Here is a 16,020-nt window from a genome sequence, read left to right as displayed (position 1 = left end):
TGGATGGATCTCCCTCATCGGATCGTGGACAGCAGTGGGGTGCGGGGACGGCGGGTGAGCTGTTCGAGGAGCAGGACGGCGGCGAGGAAGACCAGGCCGACGGCCATCGCGCCGACCACGTACGCCCAGGCCCGCGGATAGGCGGTATTGGCGGCGGCGGAGGTGATCCGGCTGCCGAGCCCGTTCTGGAGGCCGCCGAAGTATTCGGCGATGACGGCCGCGATGACCGCGCCGGGCGCGGCGATCCGCAGTCCGGTGAACAGGTGCGGCAGCGCGGCGGGCAGCCGCACGGTACGGGTGATCTGCCAGTCGGTGGCGGCGTAGGAGGTCATCAGGTCGGCCTGCACCTTGGGCACCTGCCGCAGGCCGCGCGCGGTACTGACGAACACCGGGAAGAACACGACGATGGTGACGACGATCCGGCGGGGCGTCTCCGTGGTGGTCGAGTACATCGTGTTCAGCAGCGGCGCGAGCGCCACGATGGGCACGGCGGCCGCGGCGGCGGCCAGCGGGGTGAGCAGCCCGTCGACGATCCGGAACCGCACCGCGAGCACGGCGGCGGCGATCCCGAGCACCGTCCCGACCACGAACCCGACCAGCGCGTTGGCCCCGGTGGCCAGCGCGGCGTCCAGGATCCGGCCCGCGTTGCCGGCGAACTGCTCGGCGATCGCGCTCGGCGCGGGCAGCAGGAACGACGGCACCCCCGCCGCGACGGTGAGCACCTGCCACAGCGCCAGCACGACGACACCCACCACGATCGGCGGCAGCCAGGTCCTCATGGCAGGTCCCGTCCGGCCACGGCCTGCTCCGTGTGCTCCCCGCGCAGCGCGGCACGCACGGCGGCCACCGCGGCGAAGAACTCCGCCGAGGACCGCACGTCGGCGTCGGTGTCGCGCCCCCACCCGCCGGTGGGCACGATGTCGCTGATCCGGCCGGGTCGCGCCGAGAGCACCACCACCCGGTCCGACAGGTACACCGCTTCGGGGATCGAGTGCGTCACGAACACCACCGCGGCGCCGGTCTCCCCCGCGATCCGCAGCAGCTCGCCCTGCATCCGCTCCCTGGTCATCTCGTCGAGCGCGCCGAACGGCTCGTCCATCAGCAGCAGCGCCGGGGTGCGGGCCAGTGCCCGCGCGATCGCGACGCGCTGCTGCATGCCGCCGGACAGTTCGGCCGGGTAGCGATCGGCGAACTCGGTGAGCCCCGCCATGGCGAGCAGTTCGGCGCTGCGGGCCCGGCGCTGCGCCTTGGGGACCCGGTGCAGTTCCAGCGGCAGTTCGACATTGGCGGCGACGGTGCGCCACTCCAGCAGGCCCGCCTGCTGGAAGGCGATGCCGTAGTCCTGGTCGATCCTGGCCTGCCGGGCGGTCTTGCCGTGCACGGTCACGGTGCCGCCGGTCGGCGTCTCCAGATCGGCGATGATCCGCAACAGGGTGGACTTGCCGCAGCCGGAAGGCCCGATGAGGGAGACGAATTCGCCAGGGGCGACGGTGAGGGAGACATCGGCGAGCGCGGTCACGGCACCGGCGGCGAAGGTCTTGCCGAGGTGGGTGAGTTCGACCGCCGGTGGCGGCGGGGCGCCGACTGCTGACGAGGTCATGCGATGCGTACTTCTTCCTGGACAACGAGAACTACGAGGAGGGATCGCCGGTGCCCGGCGGATGGTTGTAGCGGCGCACGGCCAGCTCGACGAGGCCGACCAGCCCCGTCAGCACCACGCCGAGCAGCGCCGCGGCGATGACCGCCGCGTAGAGCCGGGCGGCGTCACCGGTGGCCTGCTGGGAGAACACGATGATCTGGCGGCCGATCCCGCCCGCGGTGCCGGTGGAGATCTCGGCGACCACCGCGCCGATCACGGCCGCGGCGGCGGCCAGTCGCAACGCGGGCATCAGCGACGGCACGGCGGCGGGAAAACGCAAGCGGGTCAGGGTCGCCCACCATCCCGCCGAACAGCTGCGCATCAGCTCCACCGAGGCCGCCGACGGCGCGTGCAGGCCGCGCAGCATGCCGATCGCGACCGGGAAGAACGCCAGGTAGGCGGCGATCACCACGATGCTCATCCACGGCCGCCACGGCTGCCCGCCGATGGCGAGCTTGCCGCCCCACGCGGCCACCAGCGGGGCCAGCGCGATCAGCGGAACGGTCTGCGAGAGCACGACATACGGCAGGATGCCGCGTTCGAGCGGGCCGAATCGCTGCATCGCCACCGCGAGCGCGATGCCGATCACCGTGCCGAGCAGCAGCGCGAGCAGGGCGAGCGTCAGGGTGAATCCGGCGGTGCGCAGCAGCGTCGTGCCGACGGTGCCGGTGCCGTCGGCCTCGCCGAGCACGGTCACCACCGACCACACGTGCGGCAGCGCGGCGTCGCCGGTGCGCGGCAGCACCCGCACCCCGCCGATGCGCACGCCGTCGGCCGGGACGAACAGTTTCACCAGTTCCCAGATCACCGCGACCGACACGAACGCGGCGACCGCGTAGCCGATGCGCGCCGCGCGGGCCCGGTGCGCCGAGCGGGGCCGGAGCGGCGCGGGCGCGAGCACCGTCACCGGCGGTTCCGGCGCCACCGCGGTCATCCGGCGTCCCTGGTGGCCGTGACCGGCAGGTGCAGCCGGGGCAGCACCTGCTCGCCGTAGGCCTCGAGGGTGGCCGTCTTCGCGTCGTGCTGCAGGTAGACGGCGAACTGGTCGACGCCGAGCCGCTCCAGCTCCCACAACCGTTCCAGCTGCTCGTCGGGCGTGCCGAGCAGGCAGAACCGGTCGACGATCTCGTCGGGCACGAACTCCGCGTGCGTATTGCCCGCCCGTCCGTGCTCGTTGTAGTCGTAGCCCTTCCTGCCCGCGATGTAGTCGGTGAGCGCGGCCGGGATATCGCCGCCCGCACCGTATCTCGCGACGATGTCGGCGACGTGGTTGCCGACCATCCCGCCGAACCAACGGCACTGCTCCCTGGCGTGGTCGAGCCCGGCCGGGGTCCCGTCGGTGACGTAGGCGGGTGCGGCGACGCAGATCGTGACCGAGCGGGGATCGCGGCCGGCGGCCTCGGCGGCGCCGCGCACCTTGGCGATGGTCCACGCGGTGATGTCGGGGTCGGCGAGCTGCAGGATGAAGCCGTCGGCCACCTGACCGGTCAGTTCGAGGGCTTTGGGCCCGTACCCGGCCACCCACACCTCCAGCCGGGAGTCCGCGGCCCACGGGAACCGCACTTCGGTGTCGCCGACCCGGGCACTGCGCCCGTTGGCGAGTTCGCGGATCACCTCCACCGAATTCCGCAGCGTCGCCAGGGTGGTCGGTTTGCCGCCGAGGGTGCGCACCGCCGAATCACCGCGTCCGATACCGCAGATGGTGCGGTTGCCGAACATCTCGTTGAGCGTGGCGAAGGTCGACGCGGTGACCGTCTGGTCCCTGGTCGCCGGGTTGGTGACCATCGGACCGACGATCACCTTGCGGGTGGCGGCCAGGATCTGGCTGTAGATCACGTACGGCTCCTGCCACAGCAGGTGCGAATCGAACGTCCAGACATGCGAGAACCCGTGTGTCTCGGCCACTCTGGCCAGCTCGATCACCCGCGACGCGGGTGGGGTGCACTGCAGGACGACACCGATGTCCATGGCACTCTCCGTTTCGGATAGGGGTTCTTACAGGAGGTTCTGCGACAGCCCGCGCCGCACGAAACGGCCGTGCCCGGCGCGGCCGTGATAGGCGCCGCCGTCGACGATCACCCGGCCACGGGACAGGACGGTGTCGACGTGGCCGTCGATCTCGAAGCCCTCCCAGGCCGAGTGGTCCATGTTCATGTGGTGGGTCTTGCCGAGGCCGATGCTGGTGTGCCCGTTCGGGTCGTAGATCACCACGTCGGCGTCGGCGCCCGGACTGATCACCCCCTTGCGCGGATACATCCCGAACATCCGGGCCGGCGCGGTGCAGCAGACCTCCACCCAGCGCTCCAGCGAGATCCGCCCGTCCTTGACGCCCTGGAACAGCAGATCCATCCGATGCTCGACGCCGCCGATCCCGTTGGGGATCTTGCTGAAATCGCCGAGGCCGAGTTCCTTCTGGTCCTTCATGCAGAACGGGCAGTGGTCGGTGCTGACCGCCGTGACGTCACCGGTGCGGATGTAGCGCCACAGTTCGTCCTGATGGCCCTCGGCCCGCGACCGCAGCGGGGTCGAGCAGACCCACTTGGCGCCCTCGAAACCCGGTGCGCCCAGCTGTTCTTCGAGCGAGAGGTACAGGTACTGCGGACAGGTCTCGGCGAAGACGTTGCGGCCCGCGTCGCGTGCGGTGACGATCTGTTCCATCGCCTGCTTGGCCGAGACGTGCACCACGTACAGCGGCGCGCCGGTCAGCTGCGCCAGCATGATCGCCCGGTGGGTCGCCTCCTCCTCCATCTCCCACGGCCTGCTGGTGCCGTGGAAGTACGGCGCGGTGTCGCCGCGGGCCAGCGCCTGCTCCACCAGCACGTCGATGGCGATGCCGTTCTCGGCGTGCATCATCAGCAGCGCGCCGAGGTCACCCGCGGTCTGCATGGCCCGCAGGATCTGCCCGTCGGTGGAGTAGAAGACGCCCGGATACGCCATGAACAGCTTGAAGCTGGTGACGCCCTCGGCGACGAGTTCGCTCATCCCCTTCAGGGATTCGTCGTTGACGTCACCGATGATCTGGTGGAAGCCGTAGTCGACGGCGCAGTTGCCCGACGCCTTCTCGTGCCATTCGGCCAGGGTGTCCTGCACCCGCTGCCCCGGCTTCTGCACCGCGAAATCGACGATGGTGGTGGTGCCGCCCCAGGCCGCGGCCCTGGTGCCGGTCTCGAAGGTGTCGCTCGCCTCGGTGCCGCCGAACGGCAGCTGCATGTGGGTGTGGCCGTCGACGCCGCCGGGGATCACGTACTTGCCGGTCGCGTCGATGACGGTGTCGGCGGTGGCGGCCAGGTCGGACCCGAGCGCGGTCGAGCCCGGGTGCAGCACCGCGACGATGGTCTCGTCCTCGATCAGCACGTCGAGCAGCTGGGACCCGGTGGCGCTCACCACCGTCCCGCCGTGGATGAAGGTGCGCATCACGGCTCCACCAGCGATCCGTAGGCGTCGGGTCTGCGGTCGCGGTAGAAGGCCCACCGATCGCGCACCACCTTGATCAGGTCCATGTCGAGATCACGGACGACCAATTCCGGTGCGGTGTCGGAGGCGACCTCGCCGACGAATTTCCCCTCGGGGTCGACGAAATAGCTCGTGCCGTAGAAATCGTCGTCGCCGTATTCGGCTTCGATCCCGACCCGGTTGATCGCGCCGATGTAATACTCGTTGGCCACCGCGGAGGCAGGCTGTTCCAGCTTCCACAGATAACTCGACAGTCCGCGCGAGGTCGCCGACGGGTTGAACACGATTTCCGCGCCCGCGAGTCCGAGCGCCCGCCACCCCTCCGGGAAATGGCGGTCGTAACAGATGTAGACCCCCACCTTGCCGACCGCGGTGTCGAACACCGGCCAGCCCAGGTTGCCCGGCCGGAAGTAGAACTTCTCCCAGAATCCGCGCACCTGCGGAATGTGGTGTTTGCGGTATTTGCCCAGGTAACTACCGTCGGCGTCGATCACCGCCGCGGTGTTGTACAGCACGCCCGGCTGCTCCTGCTCGTACACCGGCAGCACCATCACCAGATTCAGTTCGGCGGCCAGGGCGGCGAACCGCTCGGTCGTCGGGCCGGGCACCGATTCGGCGTAGTCGTAGAACTTCGGGTCCTGCTGCTGGCAGAAATACGGTCCGTAGAACAACTCCTGGAAGCAGATCACCTGCGCGCCCTGCGCCGCCGCCTGCCGGGCGTAGTCCTCGTGGGCCTTGATCATGGATTCTTTGTCGCCGGTCCAGGTGGTCTGGACCAGGGCCGCTCTGACGATTCCCATGCTTTGTTATATTGCCCCCTCCGACGATCGCATTGTGTTACATCTGCGCGGAAACAGTTTCGTTGTCGTAAAACCTGGCGGTGTACCGGGGATAGGGTTTGTTACGGCCGCAGAATGGGGCCATGACCGACGTCTCGCCGACCGTGCTGCCCGCGAACTTCGCCGGGGACCTCGACGAGCGCAGCGCCGCCGGGATCGCCGCCGCCGTCGGCCGCCGGATCCGTTCCGGCGCACTGGCTCCCGGAACCCGGCTGCCGACCGTGCGCGAGGTCGCGCGGGAGCTGCGGGTCTCCCCCGCCACCGTCAATCAGGCGTGGCGAGCGCTGGCGGCCACCGGCGCGATCATCGCCAGGGGGCGGGCGGGCACCTTCGTCGGAGAGCTGCCTGCGGAGTCCGCCGGGCGCTACCAGCGGCTGCATTCGCCCTCCGACAACGCCTTTCGCGTCGATCTGTCCCGCGGTACCCCCGATCCGGCGCTGCTGCCCGACCTGGCCGCCGCCCTGCACGCCCTGTCCCGCGACACCGCGCCGGGCGATCTGTCGGCGCACTATCTCGGCGAGGCGGTGCTGCCCGCCCTCGCCGCGACGCTGCGGGCCGACTGGCCGTGGCCGTGCGAGCGGCTGGCCGTCCTAGACGGTGCGCTCGACGCGGTCGACCGGCTGCTCGCCGCGCATGTCCGCTTCGGCGACCCGGTCATCGTGGAAGACCCCTGCTTTCCGCCGTTCCTCGATCTGCTGACCCGCCTCGGCGCCCGGCCGATCGCCGTACGCCTCGACGAATCCGGTTTCCGCCCCGAGGAATTCGCGCGCGCCTTCGACGGCCCCGCACCCCGGGCGGTGATCCTGCAACCGCGCGCGCACAACCCCACCGGCGCCTCGCTCGACGCCGCCCGGGTCCGCGCGCTCGCGGCGCTACTGGCCCCGCACCCCGCCCTGATCATCGAGGACGACCACTCCGCGGGCATCGCGACCAGTCCGCTGCGCTCGCTCGCCGCCCGCTTCCCCGACCGCGGCGTCTACATCCGCTCGTACTCCAAATCCCATGGCGCCGATCTGCGCCTGGCCGTGGCGGGCGGCCCCGCGGCGCTGCTGGATCCGGTGGTCGAGCGCCGCATGCTCGGCCCCGGCTGGTCCAGCCGCCTGCTCCAGCGCGTGCTGCTCACGATGCTCGACGACGCGGACGCCCGCGCCACCGTCACCCGCGCCCGCCGCGAGTACCGGCGCCGCGCCACCGCCCTGCGCCGCGCCCTGGCCGCCCACGGCGTCACCGTCACCCCCGGCGACGGCATCAACCTCTGGCTCCCCGTCCACGACGAGAACGCCGCCATGATCAGCCTCGCCGCCGCCGGCATCAAAGCCGCGCCCGGCGGCCCCTTCGAGGTCACCGCCCGCACATCCACCGACCACCTCCGCCTCACCCTCGGCGCCCTGTCGTCCGCCGCCGATCTCCCCTGGCTGGCCGCCGAACTCGCCGCCGCCTCCACGGCTACCCCCACCTACCGCCGCATCCGCCGACCCTGACCACCCGACCGCGCCGTCGGCCGTGTGCTGCGGCGGCCGCTGACACACGCTCCGTCTCGACAGCACGACAGCGCACGGGGAATGTGCCGGGTACCGGCATGCCCAGCGATGCCGCCGGTCGCTCGACACCAGGGCGACCACCGCACCCGGGCGGTGACGGAACGCGGGCACGGAAGCGAGTTCGGTGGTCCGCTCCCACAGCGCGGCCGCGACTGGCAGGATGCGCGGTACATCGTCCGGCAGCACCCCATTCCGAGGAGACACCGTCCAGGTGAGCAGTCATTCGCAGGACCGTTCCGTCGTCGGCACCACCCGGCGAGCCGCCTTCGGCCTCGGCGCCGTCGTGGCAGCAGTGGTGGCGATCGCCCCCGTCGCCCAGGCCGTGCCCGCCCATCAGGGATTCGTCCCCGGCTGCGCCCTCCTGGCCGCGCCCGGCGCACCGAACGGCAAGCAGTGGACCACCGAACCCGCCCTCACGATCGACCCGGCGGCCGCCTACACCGCCACGCTCGACACCACCTGCGGCACCATCTCGATCGCGCTCGACGCCGCCGCGGCGCCGCGCACGGTGAACTCCTTCGCGTTCCTGGCGAACGAGGGCTACTTCGACCACACCCGCTGTCACCGGCTGACCACCCAGGGCATCTACGTCCTGCAGTGCGGCGATCCCACCGCGACCGGCATGGGCGGCCCCGGCTACAAGTTCGGCGACGAGAACCTGGCCGGCGCGGTCTACCCGGCGGGCACGGTGGCCATGGCCAACGCGGGCCCTGGCACCAACGGCAGCCAGTTCTTCCTGGTCTACCGCGACACCCAGCTGCCGCCGAACTACACCCCGTTCGGCCGGATCACCGCGGGGATGGACGCGCTGAACACCATCGCGAACGCCGGCGTCGCCGGTGGCGGGGCCGACGGCACCCCGGTGGCCGATGTGGTGTTCAACGCGGTGACCACCGCACAGGGCTGATCAACGACCGAGGGCCGCGTCTCCGGGAGTGGGAGACGCGGCCCTCGTCGGACGGCTGTGATCAGCCGGCGCTGATCGAGCTGAACAGGTTCTGAATGGTCTGCAGGATGATCTCGGTCAGCAGATCAGCGGCGGAACCGGCCATGACAACACTCCTCGTTTACGGGTCCTCATCAGGTGTAACGAACATCTGAAGCGTGCCCTATCCACTCTGTGTCGCGTGGCGTTTTCGTGAAAAAAACTCACACTGTCCCGGTACGCGGGAAGGCCGCGGTCCCGAGGGAACGCGGCCTTCCGCTGATCGGCCCTACAGGTACTGACCGGTGTTCGACTCGGTGTCGATCGCGCGGCTGGCCGAGGCGTTCTTGCCGGTGACCAGGGTGCGGATGTAGACGATTCGCTCGCCCTTCTTGCCCGAGATCCGAGCCCAGTCGTCCGGGTTGGTCGTGTTGGGCAGGTCCTCGTTCTCGGCGAACTCGTCGACGATCGAGTCGAAGAGGTGCTGAATCCGCAGGCCCGGGTTGCCGGTGTCGAGCACGGCCTTGATCGCGTACTTCTTCGCCCGGTCGACGATATTCTGGATCATCGCGCCGGAGTTGAAGTCCTTGAAGTACAGGACCTCCTTGTCACCGTTGGCGTAGGTGACCTCCAGGAACCGGTTGTCGTCGCTCTCGGCGTACATCCGCTCGACGACCTTCTCGATCATCGCCTCCACGCACGCGGCCTTGTCGCCGTCGAACTCGCGCAGATCGCTCTCGTGCAGCGGCAGCGTCTCGGTGAGGTACTTGGAGAAGATGTCCTGCGCCGACTCCGCGTCCGGCCGCTCGATCTTGATCTTCACGTCCAGGCGGCCCGGCCGCAGGATCGCGGGGTCGATCATGTCCTCGCGGTTGGACGCGCCGATCACGATGACGTTCTCGAGACCCTCGACACCGTCGATCTCGGAGAGCAGCTGCGGCACGACGGTGGTCTCCACATCGGAGGAGACACCCGAACCACGGGTCCGGAAGATCGAGTCCATCTCGTCGAAGAACACGATCACCGGGGTGCCCTCGGAGGCCTTCTCCCGCGCCCGCTGGAAGATGATCCGGATGTGACGCTCGGTCTCACCGACGAACTTGTTGAGCAGCTCGGGGCCCTTGATGTTGAGGAAGAAGGACTTGGCCTCCTTGGCGTCCTCACCACGGGCTTCGGCGATCTTCTTGGCCAGCGAGTTGGCAACGGCCTTGGCGATCAACGTCTTACCGCACCCGGGCGGACCGTAGAGCAGCACACCCTTGGGCGGGCGCAGCGCGTACTCGCGGAACAGATCCTTGTGCAGGAAGGGCAGTTCCACCGCATCGCGGATCTGCTCGATCTGCCGACCGAGGCCACCGATGTCGGTGTAGTCGACGTCGGGAACCTCTTCCAGCACAAGGTCTTCGACCTCGGCCTTGGGCACCCGCTCGAAGGCGAAGCCGGCCTTGGTGTCGACCAGCAGCGAATCACCGGGGCGCAGTTTGCGAATCGGGGAATCCGGGTCGTCGACGTCGTCGTACTCGGCGATCTTGGACAGCGGGCCGGACAGCCAGACCACGCGCTCCTCGTCGGCATGGCCGACGACCAGGGCCCGCCTGCCGTCGTCGAGAATCTCGCGCAGCGTGCCGATTTCGCCGATGGCGTCGAAGTTCCCGGCCTCCACGACCGTGAGCGCTTCGTTGAGGCGCACGGTCTGGCCGTATTCGAGCGTCGCGACGTCGATGTTGGGCGAGCAGGTGAGGCGCATCTTGCGACCGGAGGTGAAGACGTCGACCGTCTGATCCTCGTAGGTGTGGATGACGATGCCGTAGCCGCTCGGCGGCTGACCCAGGCGATCGACTTCCTCACGCAGGGCGATCAGCTGCTGGCGCGCTTCCTTGAGCGTGTCCATCAACTTGCCGTTGCGGATGGTCAGCGAATCGATCCGTGCTTCCAATTCGCGTGCGCGATCCGGCGAGTCGGCGAGTTGTCTGCGAAGAGCAGCCGCCTCGGCGCGTACCGCCTCGAGCTCTCGCCAGGCCGCCGAATCCGAATTCTCGTTGGGGCTCATGATGCTGCTCCTCCCAGTCCCGGTCTTTCAACGCTACCGGGCGCGGTCCGTTCTCGCTTTCCGACATGGTTTCGTCGTGATCACATCTTGTACGGCAGGTACGACATCGGCCGCCGAATTCTGCGTGTTAGGCTCCCCTAACACTCCGATCCGGGCAGCAGGCGAGTGCCCTCGCCCATCGAGCCGAAAGGTTGCCGAGCATGCTCCTTCCTACCCGCACGATCCGTGTCACCGTCGCTACCGCCGCTGCGGCGCTCGCCGTCACCGTCGGACTGACCGGTTGCGGCGGCTCCGACGATTCCTCGACGAAGGCCACCAGCAGCAGTACCAGTATCGCGGCCGCTCCGTCCAGCATTTCGGCAACTCCGTCCGGTGACAACGCCGCCGCCCCCACCGCCGATTCCCTGAAGGCGACGCTGATCAAGTTCTCGGATCCGGCGCTGTCCACCGACGAGAAGGCGAAGCTGATCGTCAACGGCGACGCGCGCAAGTCCAACATCGACCAGATGAACGGCATGCTCGCCGGCTACACCCTCACCTTTGCCGTCGACAACGTCGTGACCAGCGGAAACACCGCGACCGCCGATGTGACCATCACCTCCCCGCACGGCACGGCGCCCGCCTTCCCAGTCACCTGGGAGCAGGTCGACGGCACTTGGAAGATCTCCGACGCCAGCGGCTGCCTGCTGCTCGGCTTCGCCCAGGCCCCCTGCACGCCCGCCTGACGCCCGTCACGGCCCCGCGCTGTCCGGGTGTCCAGCCGGGGCCGTTCGCTCGCTGTGAACTGCACAGAGAACCCGCGGTAGCCGGTTCCCGGTGACCTCCGTCCCTAGCGTGTCGCGAGACATGACCGTGTGGGCGAAGGGCTGGATGCGATGCCGGGTACGCGAGAGAAGCTGGAACGACTGCGGGAGTCGCTGGCGCAGGCCGCCGAACCCGCGGGCGCGGGCGGGGTCGCCAAGCGCGCCGCCAAGGGCATCCCGAGCGTCCGCGAACGGGTGCGTTCGCTGCTGGACCCCGGCAGCTTCCTCGAGATCGGCGCGCTGGCCCGCCAGCCGGGCAACCCGAACGCCCTCTACGGCGACGGGGTGGTCACCGGGCGCGGACTGATCGACGGCAGGCCGGTGGTGGTCGTCGCCCACGATCAGACCGTGTACGGCGGCACGGCGGGCGAGGTGTTCGGCCGCAAGGTCGAGAACGCGCTGCGGTTCGCCTTCGACAAGGCCTGCCCGGTGGTCGCGATCAACGACTCCGGCGGCGCGCGGATCCAGGACGCGGTCACCTCGCTGGCCTGGTTCGCCAAGATGAGCAGGCGCCAGGAGCGGCTGTCGGGGTTCGTGCCGCAGGTGTCGATCATGCTCGGCAAGTGCGCGGCGGGCGCGGTCTACGGGCCGGTCAACACCGATGTCCTCGTCGCCACCGAGAACTCCTACATGTTCGTCACCGGGCCCGAGGTGATCAAGGCGGTCACCGGCGAGGACGTCAGCATGGAGGAGCTCGGCGGCGCGCACAACCAGGTCCGCAACGGCACGATCCATCACGTCAGCGCCACCGAGCAGGAGGCCTTCGCCTGGGCCAGAGCGTATTTGAGCTTCCTGCCGTCGAGCTGCCTGGAGCAGCCGCCGATCGTCAATCCCGGGCTGGAACCCGAGACCACCGTCAGCGACCGGGAACTCGACGCGATCATCCCCGATTCGGATCGCGAAGGCTACGACATGCACGAGATCCTGCTGCGGATCTTCGACGACGGCGACTTCCACGAGATCCGTTCGGGCACCGCCCAGAACCTGATCACCGGCTTCGCCAGGGTCGACGGCAGGCCGATCGGGGTCGTCGCCAATCAGCCGCTCGTCCTCGGCGGGGCGATCGACGCCCGATGCTCCGACAAGGCGACCCATTTCATCCGCCTGTGCAATGCGTTCGGGCTACCGTTGGTCTTCGTCGCCGACACGCCCGGCGTGCTGCCCGGCGTCGAGGAGGAACGCAACGGGGTGATCGTGCGTGGCGGGCGGGTCTTCCGCGCCATCATCGAGGCGACGGTGCCGATCGTCAATCTCGTCGTGCGCAAATCCTATGGCGGCGCCTACGGATTCATGGCCTGCAAGCAGATCGGCGCCGATGTCAGCTTCGCCTGGCCGACCGCGCGCATCGCGGTGATCGGCGCCGAGAGCGCGGTCGACCTGATCGGCCGCAAACAACTCCAGCAGGTCCCCGAGGAGCAGCGCGCGACCGTCCGCGACGCCATGATCGACCACTACAACGCCACCGTCGCCACCCCGTGGGTGGCCGCCGAGCGCGGCTACATCGATGCCGTCATCGAGCCGTCGCAGACCCGCCTCGAGATCCGGCACGCGCTGCGCCTGCTGCGGGAGAAGGAGCAGTCCGCGGAACCGAATCCGCGCAAGCACAGCCTGTTCCCGGTCTGAACCGCTCAGTCCGGCAGCCGCCGGACGTAGAGCTGCTGCGCGGCGCGGGCGACGAGGGTGCCGTTCGCGTCGACGATCTCGGCACTGTGCTCGGTGATCGATTTCGCGCCCGCCGCGGTCGCCTCGCGGATCTCGGCGACCTGGTCGCGCGAGAGCCCCATGGTGGCGGTGACGGTGCCGCGGCCGGGACGGAGGAATTCGATGGACCCGGTGATGTTCCAGATCCGGTAGCCGCGCCCGAGCTGGCCGTAGGCCATGATCGCGAAGAACGGGTCGGTCATCGAGTACAGCGTGCCGCCGAACGCGGCCCGGTTCGGGCTGTTGCGGTTCCACGGCCGGACCCGATAGTCGACGCGGACCGACGTCCAGTCGGCGGCAATGTGTTTCACCCGCGCCCCGCCGAACAGGTAGGGCGGGAAGACGTTGAACACCGCGCGATACAGGCGCGGGGAATCGCCGGGATACAGCATCCCGGCGGACGGGTCCTTCGTCGCGGACGGTTCGGTACTCGGCATGGGGTTCCCTCCCTGACCCGGCCGACGGGCCGGGTTCCGTGCCGCTCCCCGGGGAGCGGCTCACGATGTGGGCACGCGCGCGCCCACCTCGAAAGCTGCCCCGGATCCGGGGAGCCGAAACCTCGTCAGCCCTTCGACGGCCGCCGCTGCGGCTTGGGGGTGACCGTACCCTCGGCGAGGCGGCGCGCGCTCACCAGGAAAGCGGTGTGCCCCTGCATGCGGTGCTCGGGCCGCACGGCCAGGCCGACGACGTGCCAGCCGCGCACCATCGACTCCCACGAGCGCGGTTCGGTCCAGCACTCCTGCTCGCGCAGCGCTTCGACGACCTTCGACAGCTGGGTCACCGTGGCGACGTAGACGACCAGCACACCGCCGGGGACCAGCGCCTTGGACACGGCGGGCAGCGCGTCCCAGGGGGCGAGCATGTCCAGGACCACCCGGTCGACCTGCTCACCCTCGTACTGGGCGACGTCGGCGACGGTCAGCGACCAGTTCGCCGGGCGTTCGCCGAAGAAGGTCTCGACATTGCGGATGGCGTGCTCGGCGTGGTCGTCGCGGATCTCGTAGGAGATCACCTCGCCCTCGGGGCCGACCGCGCGCAGCAGCGAGCAGGTCAGCGCGCCGGAGCCGGCCCCCGCCTCGAGCACCCGCGCGCCGGGGAACACATCACCCTCGTGGACGATCTGCGCCGCGTCCTTCGGGTAGATGACGGCCGCGCCGCGCGGCATCGACAGCACGTAGTCGACCAGCAGGGGGCGCAACGCCAGGTAGGGGGTGCCGTTCGTGGACTTCACGACGGTGCCCTCGTCGGTGCCGATGAGGTCGTCGTGCTTGATGCCGCCGCGGTGGGTGTGGAACTCCTTCCCCTCCTCCAGCACCACCGTGTAGAGGCGCCCCTTGGCATCGGTCAGCTGCACCCGGTCCCCGATGGTGAATGGACCGGTCCGTCTGGCCGTCATGTATCTCCGTTCTTCGAGTGAAGCCTCCAGCCTGCCAGGTCGGCGCGATCACCCACCGAACGGGGTGACACCGGGCGCTACTTCGCGGCCGCCAGCACCCGCTGCTGGTCACGGGCACCGGTGTGCGCGGCGTCCTGGGTCTTCGCCCAGACCTCGGCGACGTGGCGTCCACTGGTCACCAGGCAGACCCAGGCATTGGCGTGCTCCCCGCCGTCGGTCAGACAGGACACGCCGGGCACGTCGGCGGGCGCCGGCGCGGTCGCCATACCCCGTGCGGCGGCGGTGGTGGCGGCCGCGAGCTCGGTCGCCCCCGCCGGGTCCGCCGCGCGATAGACGGTGCTGCCCTTGGTGGCCAGCGCGCTGACTCCCACCTTGCGGTACAGCGTCACCGCGGCCTGCTGGTCCTCGGCGAACAGCAGCGCGGCGTGCTGCCGGTAGGCCCCGCGGCCGCTGCCGCTGTCATCGATCGACAACGCGAAGATCCCGTCCGGGTCGTGCGGCAGCCGGGCGAGCTCGCCCTCGGGTGTCGCGGTGAACGAATCCAGCAGTGGCCGTTGCCGTTCCAGCGCCCGTGTGATGGTCGCCGCGCGCTCGGGCTGCGCACCGCCCATCACCCTGGTGAACACCACGTAGTCGCGGTACGGCGTAGTGGCTCGTCCACGGCGTCCTGCGCTTCCCCGACGCCGCCACCGCGACCACCGCCGCTGCCGGTGGCGCAGGTAGCGCGGGTCGATGTCGGTGGGTGCCGATACCCTGCGAAGTATGTCAGTGCCCGTGTCCGCGTCGCTCGCCGACGACACCGCCGATGGTCCGGCCCAGCGGTCGCGGCCGGCGCTGTCGCCTTCGCGGGCAAGCGATTTCAAGCAGTGCCCGCTCAAGTACCGGTTGCGGGCGATCGATCGGGTGCCGGAGCCGCCGACCCGGGCCGCGGTGCGGGGCACGGTGGTGCACGCGGTGCTCGAGGATCTGTTCGGGCTGCCCGCCGCCGAGCGGCACCCCGAGCGCGCGGCCGAGCTGGTGCCCGGCGCCTGGGATCGGGTGCGGGCCGACCGGGACGGGATCGACGAACTGGTCGCCGAGGGCGGCCCGGAGGCGCTGTTCGCGGAGGTGCGGCGGCTGGTCGAGAGCTATTACGAGCTCGAGGATCCGACCCGGTTCGAGCCGGACTCGCGGGAGGAGCGGGTGGAGGTCGAGCTGGCCGGTGACATTCCGCTGCGCGGGTTCGTCGACCGGATCGACATCGCGCCCAACGGCCTGCTGCGGGTGGTCGACTACAAGACCGGGCGCGCCCCCGGCCCGCTGCACGAGGCCAGGGCGCTGTTCCAGCTCAAGTTCTACGCGCTGATGATCCTGCGCACCCGCGATATCGTGCCCGCCCAGCTGCGGCTGATCTACCTGGCCGACAAGGTGCTGCTCACCTACTCCCCCGACCGCGACGAGCTGGACCGCTTCGAGCGGATCCTGATCGCGCTGTGGCAGGCGATCCTGGAGGCGGGCCGCACCGGCGACTTCCCGCCCTCGCGCTCCGCGATGTGCCGGTTCTGCGACTTCCAGCACCTGTGCCCGGAGTTCGGTGGCGCGCCGCCGCCGTATCCGGGCTGGCCGCGGCAGGCGCCGGTCGAGCTGGGACTGCCCGACGCGCGCCCCGCCGAGGACGTCTGAGCCGGCCGTCG

General features: G+C 69.9%; 15 protein-coding genes. 5 read left to right on the top strand and 10 right to left on the bottom strand.

Annotated elements, in window-relative coordinates:
- Window positions 1-14: 14 nt before the first annotated feature.
- The 6 genes from AB0H54_RS14010 to AB0H54_RS13985 are packed head-to-tail and all read right to left on the bottom strand — an operon-like array spanning window position 15 to window position 5,892.
- Window positions 15-779, bottom strand: a complete 765-nt coding sequence (locus AB0H54_RS14010; protein ID WP_357345572.1) for an ABC transporter permease subunit — start codon at window positions 777-779, stop codon at window positions 15-17.
- A complete protein-coding gene (locus tag AB0H54_RS14005; RefSeq protein ID WP_357345570.1) occupies window positions 776-1,600 on the bottom strand; it encodes an ABC transporter ATP-binding protein in 825 nt (274 codons plus the stop codon). Before AB0H54_RS14005 ends, AB0H54_RS14010 begins: the two co-directional genes overlap by 4 nt.
- Window positions 1,601-1,631: 31 nt before the next feature.
- Window positions 1,632-2,573 carry an ABC transporter permease subunit gene (locus AB0H54_RS14000; protein WP_357345568.1) on the bottom strand — a complete coding sequence of 314 codons (942 nt, stop codon included), beginning with the start codon at window positions 2,571-2,573 and terminating at the stop codon, window positions 1,632-1,634.
- Window positions 2,570-3,607, bottom strand: coding sequence for a TIGR03842 family LLM class F420-dependent oxidoreductase (locus AB0H54_RS13995; protein WP_357345566.1), 1,038 nt, complete (start codon window positions 3,605-3,607; stop codon window positions 2,570-2,572). Before AB0H54_RS13995 ends, AB0H54_RS14000 begins: the two co-directional genes overlap by 4 nt.
- Window positions 3,608-3,634: 27 nt before the next feature.
- The gene (hydA, locus tag AB0H54_RS13990) at window positions 3,635-5,056 is read right to left on the bottom strand and encodes a dihydropyrimidinase (RefSeq protein ID WP_357345564.1); all 1,422 of its coding nucleotides are present in this window, start codon (window positions 5,054-5,056) and stop codon (window positions 3,635-3,637) included.
- Window positions 5,053-5,892: a nitrilase-related carbon-nitrogen hydrolase gene (locus AB0H54_RS13985; RefSeq protein WP_355275535.1), complete on the bottom strand. Its 840-nt coding sequence runs from the start codon at window positions 5,890-5,892 to the stop codon at window positions 5,053-5,055. Before AB0H54_RS13985 ends, hydA begins: the two co-directional genes overlap by 4 nt.
- Window positions 5,893-6,014: 122 nt before the next feature.
- Here AB0H54_RS13985 and AB0H54_RS13980 point away from each other — a divergent pair, with 122 nt between their 5' ends.
- On the top strand, window positions 6,015-7,412 hold the full coding sequence (locus AB0H54_RS13980) for an aminotransferase class I/II-fold pyridoxal phosphate-dependent enzyme (protein ID WP_357345562.1): 1,398 nt from the start codon (window positions 6,015-6,017) through the stop codon (window positions 7,410-7,412).
- 271 nt (window positions 7,413-7,683) lie between these two features.
- Window positions 7,684-8,379, top strand: a complete 696-nt coding sequence (locus tag AB0H54_RS13975; protein WP_357345560.1) for a peptidylprolyl isomerase — start codon at window positions 7,684-7,686, stop codon at window positions 8,377-8,379.
- Between the two features lie 307 nt (window positions 8,380-8,686).
- Here AB0H54_RS13975 and arc read toward each other — a convergent pair whose 3' ends face one another.
- On the bottom strand, window positions 8,687-10,447 hold the full coding sequence (gene arc / locus AB0H54_RS13970; protein ID WP_355275541.1) for a proteasome ATPase: 1,761 nt from the start codon (window positions 10,445-10,447) through the stop codon (window positions 8,687-8,689).
- Between the two features lie 200 nt (window positions 10,448-10,647).
- On the opposite strand from arc, the gene AB0H54_RS13965 reads away from it, so the two are divergent.
- On the top strand, window positions 10,648-11,172 hold the full coding sequence (locus AB0H54_RS13965) for a hypothetical protein (protein ID WP_355275542.1): 525 nt from the start codon (window positions 10,648-10,650) through the stop codon (window positions 11,170-11,172).
- Window positions 11,173-11,322: 150 nt separating this feature from the next.
- Window positions 11,323-12,873 carry an acyl-CoA carboxylase subunit beta gene (locus AB0H54_RS13960; RefSeq protein WP_357345557.1) on the top strand — a complete coding sequence of 517 codons (1,551 nt, stop codon included), beginning with the start codon at window positions 11,323-11,325 and terminating at the stop codon, window positions 12,871-12,873.
- Window positions 12,874-12,878: 5 nt separating this feature from the next.
- Here AB0H54_RS13960 and AB0H54_RS13955 read toward each other — a convergent pair whose 3' ends face one another.
- From AB0H54_RS13955 to AB0H54_RS13945, 3 genes are all read right to left on the bottom strand, one after another.
- Complete coding sequence (locus AB0H54_RS13955) at window positions 12,879-13,388, bottom strand: DUF4442 domain-containing protein (protein WP_357345555.1); 510 nt, start codon at window positions 13,386-13,388, stop codon at window positions 12,879-12,881.
- A 125-nt stretch (window positions 13,389-13,513) separates the two neighbouring features.
- Window positions 13,514-14,347 (bottom strand): tRNA (adenine-N1)-methyltransferase, encoded by an 834-nt coding sequence (locus tag AB0H54_RS13950; RefSeq protein ID WP_355275547.1) that lies wholly within the window; start codon window positions 14,345-14,347, stop codon window positions 13,514-13,516.
- 77 nt (window positions 14,348-14,424) lie between these two features.
- Window positions 14,425-14,976 carry a hypothetical protein gene (locus tag AB0H54_RS13945; protein ID WP_357345553.1) on the bottom strand — a complete coding sequence of 184 codons (552 nt, stop codon included), beginning with the start codon at window positions 14,974-14,976 and terminating at the stop codon, window positions 14,425-14,427.
- Between the two features lie 133 nt (window positions 14,977-15,109).
- On the opposite strand from AB0H54_RS13945, the gene AB0H54_RS13940 reads away from it, so the two are divergent.
- Window positions 15,110-16,009, top strand: a complete 900-nt coding sequence (locus AB0H54_RS13940; protein WP_357345551.1) for a PD-(D/E)XK nuclease family protein — start codon at window positions 15,110-15,112, stop codon at window positions 16,007-16,009.
- The last annotated feature ends 11 nt before the right edge of the window (window positions 16,010-16,020 follow it).

This window comes from Nocardia sp. NPDC050718 (assembly GCF_040654235.1).
GTDB lineage: Bacteria > Actinomycetota > Actinomycetes > Mycobacteriales > Mycobacteriaceae > Nocardia.
Note: the sequence above shows the minus strand (reverse complement) of the source record. Positions and strands in the feature narration are given on the sequence as shown.